At 60.3% G+C, this 12,282-nt stretch carries 8 protein-coding genes; 5 read left to right on the top strand and 3 right to left on the bottom strand.

Annotated elements, in window-relative coordinates; genetic code table 11:
* Nucleotides 1-3: 3 nt before the first annotated feature.
* The 4 genes from ACA079_RS18490 (at nucleotide 4) to ACA079_RS18475 (ending at nucleotide 6,340) form a co-directional block, all read left to right on the top strand.
* On the top strand, nucleotides 4-2,367 hold the full coding sequence (locus tag ACA079_RS18490; RefSeq protein WP_497700403.1) for an efflux RND transporter permease subunit: 2,364 nt from the start codon (nucleotides 4-6) through the stop codon (nucleotides 2,365-2,367).
* Between the two features lie 9 nt (nucleotides 2,368-2,376).
* Nucleotides 2,377-3,351 (top strand): WD40/YVTN/BNR-like repeat-containing protein, encoded by a 975-nt coding sequence (locus tag ACA079_RS18485; protein ID WP_497700402.1) that lies wholly within the window; start codon nucleotides 2,377-2,379, stop codon nucleotides 3,349-3,351.
* A gap of 88 nt (nucleotides 3,352-3,439) precedes the next feature.
* Nucleotides 3,440-5,290 (top strand): amidohydrolase, encoded by a 1,851-nt coding sequence (locus tag ACA079_RS18480; protein WP_497700401.1) that lies wholly within the window; start codon nucleotides 3,440-3,442, stop codon nucleotides 5,288-5,290.
* 81 nt (nucleotides 5,291-5,371) lie between these two features.
* A complete protein-coding gene (locus ACA079_RS18475) occupies nucleotides 5,372-6,340 on the top strand; it encodes a LysR family transcriptional regulator (protein ID WP_497700400.1) in 969 nt (322 codons plus the stop codon).
* A 249-nt stretch (nucleotides 6,341-6,589) separates the two neighbouring features.
* Here ACA079_RS18475 and ACA079_RS18470 read toward each other — a convergent pair whose 3' ends face one another.
* From ACA079_RS18470 to ACA079_RS18460, 3 genes are all read right to left on the bottom strand, one after another.
* The gene (locus ACA079_RS18470) at nucleotides 6,590-8,170 is read right to left on the bottom strand and encodes an aldehyde dehydrogenase (NADP(+)) (RefSeq protein WP_497700399.1); all 1,581 of its coding nucleotides are present in this window, start codon (nucleotides 8,168-8,170) and stop codon (nucleotides 6,590-6,592) included.
* A 73-nt stretch (nucleotides 8,171-8,243) separates the two neighbouring features.
* Nucleotides 8,244-9,791 (bottom strand): UxaA family hydrolase, encoded by a 1,548-nt coding sequence (locus ACA079_RS18465; protein ID WP_497700398.1) that lies wholly within the window; start codon nucleotides 9,789-9,791, stop codon nucleotides 8,244-8,246.
* A 166-nt stretch (nucleotides 9,792-9,957) separates the two neighbouring features.
* On the bottom strand, nucleotides 9,958-10,917 hold the full coding sequence (locus tag ACA079_RS18460) for a LysR family transcriptional regulator (RefSeq protein ID WP_415769444.1): 960 nt from the start codon (nucleotides 10,915-10,917) through the stop codon (nucleotides 9,958-9,960).
* Between the two features lie 120 nt (nucleotides 10,918-11,037).
* Here ACA079_RS18460 and ACA079_RS18455 point away from each other — a divergent pair, with 120 nt between their 5' ends.
* Nucleotides 11,038-12,234 carry a fumarylacetoacetate hydrolase family protein gene (locus ACA079_RS18455; protein ID WP_497700397.1) on the top strand — a complete coding sequence of 399 codons (1,197 nt, stop codon included), beginning with the start codon at nucleotides 11,038-11,040 and terminating at the stop codon, nucleotides 12,232-12,234.
* Nucleotides 12,235-12,282: the final 48 nt, after the last annotated feature.

Here is a 12,282-nt window from a genome sequence, read left to right as displayed (position 1 = left end):
TCTATGTTGCAAGTCTTTCTCGCCCGCTTCGAAGTCCTTGCCTTCCGGCACAGGCTGGCGTTGCTGCTATCGCTGTTGTGTTTCACCGTGCTGATGGCGGTGTTCGCCCTGCAGCTACGGATGGAGGCTGGCTTCGAGAAGCAGCTTCCGACCCGTCACGAATACATCGAAACCTTCCAGAAATATCGCAATGAGTTATTCGGTGCCAACCGGCTGACCGTGGTCGTACATGCCCGCACGGGCGATATCTGGAGTGAGCAGGGCTTGGGCCGGCTGTTCAATGTGACCGAGGCATTGGCGGCCATGCCGGGCGTCAACCGGGCATCGGTGACGTCCCTGTGGACGCCCAATGTCTTCGTCGCCGAAACCACGGAGGAAGGTTTCAGCGCGCTGCCTGTTACCGGCGGCGACCTGACGCCCGATCGCCTGGATGCCGCGGTGATCGCGCAGATTCGCGAACGGGCCGTTCGTGGTGGGCATATCGGCACACTAGTCGGTAATGATCACCGTAGCGCTGCGATCACCGCCGAGCTGGTCGATCGCGACCCTGCCACCGGTCAGCCGCTGGATTACATCGCGTTCAACCACGCCCTTGAGGAACAGTTACGGGCTCGATTTGAAGACGCCGACTTCGAGATCCAGATCATCGGCTTCGTCAAACAGATCGGCGATATCGCCGAGCAGGGCAAGGCCTCCGTTCCGTTCTTCATTCTGGCGTTCTTCCTGACGGCGGCCGCTGTCTACTGGTATTGCCGTTCGGTCCAGCTGACGGTCCTGCCGCTGGCGTGTTCACTGGTGTCCTTGGTCTGGCAGTTCGGCACCTTGCGTTTGTTGGGCTACGGTCTGGACCCGCTGGCGATTCTGGTGCCTTTTCTGGTGTTCGCCATCGGCGTGTCACACGGGATTCAGCAGATCAACTACATCGTGCGCGAGATCGCCCATGGCAAAAGCAGCCTGCAGGCCGCTCGCGCCAGTTTCGGCGGGTTGTTGATTCCCGGCACGTTGGCGTTGGTCACCGCTTTCGTCAGTTTCATCACCCTGGTCCTGGTGCCGATTCCGATGATCCAGGAGCTGGCGATCACCGCGTCGATCGGGGTCGGCTACAAGATCATCACCAATCTGATCATGTTGCCCGTGGCGGCTTCCTATGTTCGCGTCAGTCCGGATTTCGCCCGCGAGGCCATGCTTGAACGTGAGCGGCGCAGCCAGTGGCTGCACGGGGTAGCGCGCCTGGCAGAGCCGAAAAAAGCTGTATGGGTCACCTTCGCAGGAGTGGTCGTGTTCGGCCTTTCACTCTGGGGCAGCCACGGGCGGCATGTTGGCAGCCTGGAGCCGGGGGCGCCTGAGCTGCGTGCCGATGCGCGCTTTAATCAGGATGCGGCCTCCATCGTCTCGAGTTTCAATGTCGGCCTCGACTGGCTGACGGTCGTGATCGCGACTGAACACAATGCCTGCGAGAACGCCTCGATGATCCAGCTGGCGGACGATCTCGGCTGGGCACTGAAACAAGTCCCCGGCGTCGTCGCCGTAGAGTCGGCAGCGACGGTCAGCAAGGAGTTCGTCGCGGCATTGAACGAGGGCAATCCGAAGCTGGCCAGCCTGCCGCGCGACGGTCGCGGCGTTGGCGGGATCATGCTGAGCCTGCCGAAGACGCAAGGCATCGGCAGTGCCGATTGCTCGATGCAGGCGGTCAATCTCTACCTCGCGGACCACAAGGCCACCACCATCAAGGCGGTCTTGCAGGCGGTCAAGGCGTTCAGTGCCGCTAACACGCTGGATGGTGTGGCGATCCGCCTGGCCAGCGGCAACGCAGGCGTGGCCGGCGCTACCAACGAAGTGCTGGAGGCGTCCGAGATGCCGATGCTGCTCTACGTCTACGGCTGCATTATTGCGCTGGTGTTCCTCACCTACCGCGATTGGCGCGCGGTGCTGTCTTGCTGCTTGCCGCTGACGGTGGCGACATGGATTGGCTACTGGTTCATGAAAGAACTGAACATCGGCCTGACCGTCGCGACGCTGCCGGTCATGGTGCTCGCAGTGGGCATTGGCGTGGATTACGCCTTCTACATCTACAACCGCTTCCAGCTGCACCTGGGCGCCGGGCTAAGCACGACCAAGGCCGTCGAAAGCGCGATCCTGGAAACCGGTATCGCCACCATTTTCACCGCGTTGACGCTGACAGTCGGGGTGGCCATCTGGTCCTTTTCTCCGCTCAAGTTCCAGGCCGATATGGGCAAGCTTCTAGCCTTCATGTTCATGATCAACATGGTCATGGCCATAACGTTGCTGCCAGCTTTCGCCGTGGTGCTCGACCGACTGTTTCCGCGCAGGGGCCCGGTACGGGTTCCCGGCATTGCCCACCATTGAGGTCCAGACATGAAGCGTTCTGATTATTCCCTTTATGCCTTGGTCCTGGCTTTGGCGACACTCTCGGCACCCGCCGAGCCGAGCCGGGTGCCGGTCGACCGACCTGCGGTGCTCGGCGCCAACAGCGCAGCGGCCAACCTGGTCGCTGCGACTCGCGCGGGGCAAAGGATCGTGGTGGTCGGTGACTACGGCACGGTGCTGATTTCAGATGACGGCAAGCAATTTCGTCAGGCCCGCTCGGTGCCGGTGCAATCGATGCTCACCTCCGTTCAGTTCATCGATGACCTGCACGGATGGGCGGTGGGCCATGATGGCGTCGTTCTCGCCAGCAGCGATGGGGGTGAAAACTGGAGCCTGTTGCGCAGGGCGGAAAAACCTGGCGAGGTGCTGCTCTCCGTGAGATTCCTCAATGAGCTACACGGCTTCGCGGTCGGCCAGTTCGGATTGGCGCTGGAAAGCCACAACGGCGGCCGCAGCTGGCAAGCTTCGTCCCTGATCGAGGCACTGGATGACCCAGGCATGCACCTTAACAGCGTGACCAGTACCAGCTCGGGCAAGGTGCTGGCAGTCGGGGAAAGTGGCATCAGCGTTTTTTCCGCTGACAGTGGGCAAACCTGGCAGCGTGGCGAAACCGGGCAGGGTGGTTCGCTGTGGAATGTGATTGCCCTGGATGACGATACCTTCGTCGCTGCCGGGCTTCGCGGTCATCTGTACCGTAGCGTCGACGGCGTGACCTGGACCCGCACCGAGACTGGGGTCAAGGAGGCACTGACTGGCCTGACCCAACTGGCTGATGGTCGGGTGCTGGTGGTCGGTTTTGGTGGCTACGTGCTGACCAGCGTCGATGGCGGTCGGACCTTTATGGCGCAGGAGCGTAACGATCGTGCGCCGCTCACGGCAGTGGTTGCCGATAAATCCAGTGTCATTCTGTTCTCTGCGTTGGGGTTGGTGAATGACACCAGCAATGCCGCGGCACCTGATTAAAAGATTGAAGCAAGCCCTGACCTCGGGTCAGGGGGCTCTGATGAACTATCTGATTGAGGTCTGACATTTGAAATTTTCCCGGCTATTCATGACCCTTCCCACGACGATGGCTATTTCATCCCTCGCGCTGGTGGTTGGGCAGGCAACTGCGGCGAGCCCCGCCGACATGGTGCTGCGCAACGGCTACGTCTATACCGTCGATGGCCAGAATTCCGTGCAGCAGGCCATTGCGGTTGCTGACGGCAAGATCGTCTATGTCGGCAGTGACGCGGGTGCCAGCTCGTACATCGGCGCGCAGACCCGGCAGATCGACCTGGCAGGGCGCATGCTGATGCCGGGCCTCATCGACGCACATATGCATCCCGTGATCGCTGGCCATGCCATGACCCTGTGCGACCTGAAATACCAGGCGATGACGAAGGCGGTCTTCCAGTCCAATCTCCAGGCATGCCTGGACGCCACCAAGGACAAGGAACCCGATGCCTGGCTTGAGGTGGTTGGCTGGGATCGCATGGGCATGAGCGGGCTCGATGGCGACCCCGACAAGTCGACGCTGGATGCGTTGAAGACCCGCCGACCGATACTGGTTCACTCGACCGATTTCCACTCTGCGTTGAGCAACTCGCGCGGCCTGACAGTCGCCGGCGTAACCAAGGATACGCCTGACCCTGCGAGTGGCAGGTTTGTGCGTGACAGCTCGGGAAACCTTACCGGCATCGGCGAAGACGAAGCGGTCATGGTCCTGACTGCCGCAGTGCCGCCAGCCTCTGATGCAGAATCGTTGACGGAGACTCGCGTAGCGCTCGATGCCATGCGCCAGCAAGGTATCACCACGTTCCTGGACGCCGCCGCAGGTGCGCTCGATGGCAAAGTCCTTACCGCATTGCAACAGTCTGGGGAACTGACGGCCCGCGCCTTGCTGGCAATCAAACTGGACCCAACCGCCGCCGCGGCTGACCCGGACAAGACGATTGCGGATGTCCAGGCAGTCGCCAGTCTCTACGACCAGAAAGAGATCAAGGCCACGCCGGGTGTCAGCGTACGTCACATAAAAGTGTTCATGGACGGCATCATCAACGCCCCGGCGGATACCGGCGCACTGCTGACGCCTTACTTGCACAATGCGGGAACTGACACGGCACAAAACTGGGTGCCCGGCACCAATCTGGGCACCGTCTATTTCCCCCAGACCGTACTTAACTCGGTGCTGCTCAAAGCCGTACAAGCCGGCTTCGATCCGCACATCCATGCCACGGGCGAGCGAGCTGTACGTGAAGCACTGGATGGCATCGAGTACGTGCGCCAGCAACTTCCCGGTAACCCGTTCCGACCGTCCATTGCTCATGCGGAGACGGTAGATACTGCGGATTATGGGCGTTTCAAGGCATTGGACGTGACCGCCACGATGTCCTTCCAGTGGGCTCAGCAGGCGCCCTCAACCATCGACGGAACCAACGATCATCTTGGCGCGGATCGCTTTGCCCGCATGGAACCCTCCGGCAGCATCCATGACGCTGGCGGACGCATTGCCTACGGTAGCGATTGGCCCGTAGATCCACTCGACGAATTCCTCGCGCTCAAGGTCGGTGTCACTCGTTCCGGCGATCCATCGAACCCGCATAGCTATGGTCCCAAATACGCGGCAAGGCTCAACGCTGCTCCGGGACTGTCACGCGCCGAGGTGTTGCGCGCCATCACCCTCAGCGCCGCTGAGCAGCTGCGGATGGACGCTGTCGTCGGTTCGCTGGAGGTAGGCAAGTTCGCTGACCTGATCGTTTTGGACAAGAACTTCATGCAGGTGCCTGAGGACCAATTGGCTCGCAATGAAGTACTGCTGACGCTGGTGGGCGGCAAGGTCATCTGGGCCAAGCAGCCGTTCGCGGGTCTTGATCCCAAGGTGTCGTCCCCAGGCTTACAGACCGGGGCAAGCAAGCCCTGAATCAGACCCGCTCAGCATTAAGGCTCGAATTTTGCTTTGACTTCAGAGTGTTACCCCATGAATTCCAGCGGTTCCCCTCCTATGAAGTTGCATCAACTCCGGGCCATTGTCGCCATCAGCGAAAGTGGCAGCATCCAGGAGGCTTCGCGCCTGCTGCATATCTCCCAACCCGCGTTGTCCAAGAGCATCAAGGAGCTTGAAGCCGAGTTGGGCGTGCCTCTGCTGGCACGCTCCAATAGAGGCATCACGGTGACCCATTACGGCGAACACCTGGTGCGCCGTGCTCGCTTGATCGTGGCGGAAGTGCGCCGCGCCCGAGAGGAAATCGAAACGCTCAAGGGGGTGATGGACGGGAAAGTGGCGATTGGTGTGTCACCGGCGACCCCAGGCCGGCAGTTCGTTTCAAGCCTGAACAGTTACCGCAAGCGTTACCCCAAGGTTCAATTGCAGATTCACGAGCTGCGCCCGGCCAAGCTGCTCGAAGGTCTGCGCGAAGGTTTCCTGGATCTGATGCTGACCTCCCAACCGCCCTCGCGTAATGCCGAAGGTTTTCACTGGGTCGAACTGCAAGCCCAACCCGCCGCCCTGGTTGTGCGCAAGGGACATCCTTTGCGGCATGCCAAATCGCTGAAAGAGTTGTGTGAACTGGATTGGCTGATACCCGATGCACTAGACGATTCGCTGGTCGGGCAGATGTTCCGCGAAAACAGTATCGCGCTACCGATGAACATCATTGAATGCGCATCCGCCGTGCTATACGTCGAACTGGTCTCCACCACTGATGCGGTTGGCTGTCTGTCGTTGCGGGTACTGGAATCAACCCAGCTACTGCTCAAGCACGGGCTTGAAATGCTGAATATCGACGAACAGATACCCGGCATGAATATCTCCATGGTCTGTCGTGACCCCGAGTTGATGACCCGGGAGGCTCAGGCGTTGGTCGACGAGGTGAGCTATGCCTTCAAGAATCCGAAACTGTGTACTGAACAGACCGGCAACACGCGCACGAACTCCCTGCTGCACTCGCCTATCATAGTGACCCGTCCTTGAGCAGGGAACTCCCCACCTGCCGAGTGAGCGGCCTCTCGAAACCTTTATTTGATCTCGCTGACAGCCGACAGCGGGGCTGACTTTGTCAGAGTTCTTGAAGCACTGACGCGCCGCGACTGTCCATGAGTCGCATGATTATCCATTCAGTCAGGTAAGAACTCGCGCACACCATGAAAAGTCGCAATACCCGCGAACGACACAGGGCAAATGTGGGAGCGAGTCTGCTCCCACATTAATTGCATTTAACCGTTAGAGGGTGTCGCGGGACGGTTGGCCGTCCACCAGGCGTTGAATGCGCAACGGATTGCCATTCTTCAAGGCATCCGGCAGCAGGCTGTCGGGGTAGTTCTGGAAGCACACCGGGCGCAGGAAGCGATCGATGGCCAGCGTGCCCACCGACGTACCACGAGCATCGGATGTTGCCGGATACGGCCCGCCATGGACCATCGAGTCGCAGACTTCCACGCCAGTCGGATAGCCGTTGAGCAGGATCCGTCCGACCTTCTGTTCCAGCAACGGCGTCAGCTCAGCGAACTGCTCGAAGTCTGCCGGCTCGCCAATGATCGTCGCCGTCAGCTGCCCGTGCAGGCCGTTCAATGCGGCGCTGAGTTGCGCTTGATCGGCGACTTCGACAAACACTGTGGTCGGGCCGAACACTTCTTCCTGCAGCACTTCATCGCCCTTGATCAACAGGCTGACATCGGCCTTGAACAGCTGCGGTTGCGCCTGATTGCCTTGTTGCGGACTGCCGGCCAGGTGCTCGATGCCCGGATGAGCGAGGAGTTTTTGCAAGCCTTGGCCATAGCTGCTCAAGGTCCCGGCATTGAGCATGGTTTGCGCCGGTTGATCGCCGATCAGGCCCGCCACCTGTTGCACGAACGCGCTGAACTGCGGCGAACGAATACCGATCACCAAACCGGGATTGGTGCAGAACTGACCGCAGCCTTGCACCACCGAAGCGGTCAGGTCGCGGGCCACGCTTTCAGCGCGAACTTCAAGGGCCTGCGGCAACACGATCACCGGGTTGATGCTCGACATCTCGGCGAACACCGGGATCGGTTGAGGGCGCGCGGCAGCCATGTCGCACAACGCACGGCCGCCCTTCAACGAACCGGTAAAGCCTACCGCCTGAATCGCCGGATGCTTGACCAACGCTTCACCGACGCCACCGCCGTAGATCATGTTGAACACTCCAGCCGGCATGCCGGTTTTCTCAGCTGCGCGGATGATCGCGTCGGCCACGAGTTCGGCTGTGGCCATGTGACCGCTGTGAGCCTTGAACACCACCGGGCAACCGGCGGCCAACGCCGACGCGGTGTCACCGCCCGCCGTGGAGAATGCCAACGGAAAGTTGCTCGCGCCAAACACCGCGACTGGTCCAAGGCCGATGCGGTACTGACGCAAATCCGGACGCGGCAGCGGTTGGCGATCCGGCAATGCCTGATCGATCCGCGCACCGTAGAAGTCACCGCGACGCAGCACTTTGGCGAACAAGCGCATCTGACCGCTGGTGCGACCGCGCTCGCCTTGAATGCGTGCGGCGGGCAGCGCGGTTTCGCGGCAGACCAGCGCTACAAAGTCATCACCCAGCGCGTCCAGTTCATCGGCAATGGCGTCGAGAAATTGCGCTCGGCGTTCGGCGCTCAAGCTGCGATAGGCCGGGTAGGCGGCAGCGGCAGCCTTGGCGGCGGCATCGACTTCTTCGAGGGTGGCCTGGTAAAAATCGTGAGGCAACGCTTCGCCGGTGCTGGCATCAACGCTGTTGACGATGATAGTGCCGGCAGCGCTGCGCTGACCGGCGATGTAGTTTTGGCCGATGATCGTGGGCATTTCTGGCTCCAGAAAAGAATGTTCGAATCCCCCTTGCGGGGATTTCAGGGCAATAGGGGAGGAGAGCAGGGGTTCAGGTGACTGCGCCGATCTGCCAGGGCACGAATTCGTTCTGCCCGTAACCGTGCTGCTCGCTCATGCTGCGTTCGCCCGAAGCGATTCGCAGCATGAGTTTGAAGATGGCTTCACCGCATTCTTCGATGGTCATGGTGTCTTCGGCGATCTCGCCGCAGTTGATGTCCATGTCTTCGCGCTGGCGGTTCCACAAGGCAGTATTGGTCGCCAGTTTGATCGAAGGCGTGGGGGCGCAACCGTAGGCCGAGCCACGTCCGGTGGTGAAGGCGATCAGGTTGGCGCCGCCGGCGACCTGGCCTGTGGCCGATACCGGGTCGTAGCCGGGGGTGTCCATGAACACCAGTCCTTTGGCGCTGACCACTTGGGCATATTCATAGACATCGACCAGGTTACTGGAGCCTGCCTTGGCCACGGCACCCAGGGATTTCTCCAGGATGGTGGTCAAGCCTCCGACCTTGTTACCGGCCGAAGGGTTGTTGTTCAGCTCTGCGCCCATGCGCTCGCAATACGCCTCCCACCAATGAATACGGGCGATGAGTTTTTCGCCCACGGCGCGGTTGACGGCCCGACGGGTCAGCAGGTGTTCGGCTCCATAGATTTCCGGGGTTTCGGAAAGGATGGCCGTACCGCCACAGGCGACCAGACGATCGACGGCATTGCCCAGCGCCGGGTTGGCGGTGATACCGGAATAACCGTCCGAACCGCCACATTGCAATCCAATCACCAGATGCCTGGCACTCACGGGTTCGCGCTTGACCTGGTTAGCCTCCTCAAGCAACGCCTTGACCTGGGCGATGCCGCTGGCGACCGCTTTGGAGGTACCGCCGCTGTCCTGGATGCTGAAAGTACGCAGCGTATCGCTGCGGCTCAGGCCTTGGGTGCTGAGCAACCCTTCGATCTGGTTGGTTTCGCAGCCCAGCCCGATGACCAGCACGGCGGCGAAGTTGGCATGGGTGGCGTAGCCGGCCAATGTTCGGCGCAGCAGGGCCAGGCCTTCGCCGGCGGGGTCCACGGCGCAACCGGCGGAATGGGTCAGGGCAACTACGCCGTCGACGTTGGGGTACGCCAGTAACGCGGCAGGATTGATGTCCCGGCGGAAGTGGTCGGCAACGGCGCGGGCCACGGTGGCCGAGCAATTGACCGAGGTCAGGATGCCGATGTAGTTGCGCGTCGCCACTCGACCATCCTGGCGCACGATCCCCATGAACACCGGCTCGTCGTTCAAGGGCTTGTCGGGTTTCACATCAACGCTGAAGGCATAGTCACGGGCGAAATCGCCCATGGTCAGGTTGTGCACATGCACGTGATCGCCGGCTTCGATAACCCCGGTGGAAAAACCGATGATCTGTCCGTAACGACGCAAGGGCTGGCCGGCTTCGACACGGCGGGCGGCGATCTTGTGGCCGGCGGGTACCGGCTGGCGTACGGTCACGCCTTCCTGCTCGAGTACTTCACCCGCCGCCAACGGCCGACGGGCGATCAATACATCGTCCAGAGGATTGAGGCGCAGAACAGCAGCTGCACCGGTTTTCATGATCAATTCCATCGGAAACTCACTGGCTATGAAGCGTGGGAGGTCGCTGGCAATCGGGCCGCGCCATACCTTTGTTGCCGCACTATAAGAGCCTCCGCCCGTGGCTGCCTAATGAGACCTTTGGATTGATCGATAACCTTTTCTCATTGGTTCAGGGGTTTTTGAATGAAAACATCGCTCAACGGTCGCCAGCTTCCCGTCGCAGCCTGGCGCATTCCAGCAACGTATCGGCGAATTCCCGGGCGGCTTCGCTCAGCGGTTCATCCTTGCGCGTGATGATGCCGTAGTCCTGGGGCTCGACCTTGAACGGCGTGTTGAGCACTTTGAGCAAGCCGCTCTGAACCTGCGACTGGACCATGGATTCGGGCAACATCGCGAGCATCGGTCCCGATTGCAGCAGTTGCAGGAAGGTTGGCATCGAGATGGTCTCGACCGTATTGGTGGGCGTGCGCACATTGAACTCGGCGAAGGCACTTTCCATTCGCCGCCGTATGGGGGCATTGAAGGGGTACATGACCCAGGGCCAATCGCCGAGCTGATCGGTCGCCACTTCATCGAACTGCGCCAGGGGATGGCGACTGTTGACCACCAGGCAAAAGGGCTCGGGCCCGAGCGCACGAAACTCGAAGGGCTGCTGATAACGTTCATCGGTGAAGCGGGCAATGATCAGATCGAGCTTTTTATGCTCGAGCATTTCCAGCAGTTGATTGCTGGTTTGCTCGATCACTTCGATGGACAGCATCGGGCGGTCCAGCTTGATCCGGGTAATGGCCTCGGGCAGCACGACCGAGGTTGCGGCGAAAATCGCGCCGACTTTCAAATGGCCATGTCCACCTTTGCGCAGCTTATTGAGCTGATCGACGAAAGATTGCGTGTCGTCCAGGGTCATCCGCGCATAGCGGACCACGAACTCGCCCAGCTCGGTCAGGACCATGCTGCGGGTCTGCCGTTCGAACAAGGCAAAGCCGAGCAACAACTCGATGTCGCGCAACATCTTGCTGATGGCGGGCTGGGTCAGGTTCATCAGCTCGGCGGTGGTATGCATGTTGCGGGTCCGGGCCAGGGTATCGACCAGCATCAGGTGCTTGATCTTGAGCCATTTGCTGACGCTGGCGTAGGAAATCTCGTCGTTTTCCATAAGTCGCTCAAATCTGATTGATAACGAAACGATATCAAATGCTGAAAATATGTCATTGGGATTTATCGGTCCAGTCCACTAGTTTTGCCCGATCGTTCTCGAATTGACCTGGATCTGCATATGCCCAAGCTGAATTTGACTGGTAAAAACACTCTCCCGATCGATGGCCTGGAAGGCACGCTGATCGGTCGCGCCTGGGTACCGGGGGAGGCCGCAGGCCCGTCGCCGGTGGTACTGCGCGCCGACGGCGTGTTTGATGTGTCGCAGGAGTTTGCGACATTGAGCGATCTGCTTGAGAGCCCGTCACCGCTCGAGGCTGTTCGCAGCGCCCGGGGTCGATACATTGGCAGTGTTGACGAATTGTTGGCCAATACGGGAATGGGCTCCGACCCCGCCAAAGCGTTCTTGTTGCCTCCGGCTGACCTGCAAGTGATCAAAGCCGCCGGTGTGACATTCGCTTCCAGTATGATCGAGCGCGTGATTGAAGAGCAGGCCGGTGGCGATGCGGTCAAGGCCGAGAGCGTGCGCAACGTGGTCAAGGCAGCTATCGGCGATAACCTGCGTTCGATCAAACCGGGTTCGAGCGAAGCGGCGCGACTAAAGGCGGCGTTGATCGGGCAGGGGCTGTGGTCACAATACCTGGAAGTGGGGATCGGTCCTGATGCCGAGATCTTCACCAAGGCGCCGGTACTCGCTTCCGTCGGTAGCGGCAACGAGGTCGGGATTCATCCTGAATCGAAATGGAACAACCCTGAGCCGGAAATCGTCCTGGCGGTAAACAGCCGAGGCCGGATACTCGGTGCAACCCTGGGTAACGACGTCAATCTGCGCGACTTCGAAGGCCGCAGCGCATTACTGTTGAGCAAGGCCAAGGACAACAATGCGTCTTGCGCGATCGGCCCGTTTATTCGCCTGTTCGACGAAGGCTTTTCTCTGGATGATGTGCGCCGCTGCGTGGTCGACCTGGTGGTCGAAGGTGATGACGGTTTTATCCTGCGCGGCAGCAGTTCGATGGAGCAGATCAGTCGCGATCCGCTGGAACTGGTGGCCCAGACTGTGGGCAGCAATCACCAGTACCCGGATGGCTTCATGCTCTTCCTGGGCACCCTGTTTGCTCCGACGCAGGATCGTGAAGAGCAGGGCAGCGGTTTCACCCACAAACAGGGCGATAGCGTCAGCATCGGCAGCCCGTTGCTGGGCACGCTGCACAATCGCGTCACCTACAGCAATCAAGCCACACCATGGACGTTTGGCCTGCGTGCATTGATGGGCAACCTGACTGCTCGCGGTCTGGTGGCAGGTAAATCAATCCACTGATTTGCCTGCCAGAGGTTCCTGGCAGATAAAAAACAGTGGTCGCTGGAC

This window comes from Pseudomonas sp. LBUM1645, from assembly GCF_059716185.1.
Note: the sequence above shows the minus strand (reverse complement) of the source record. Positions and strands in the feature narration are given on the sequence as shown.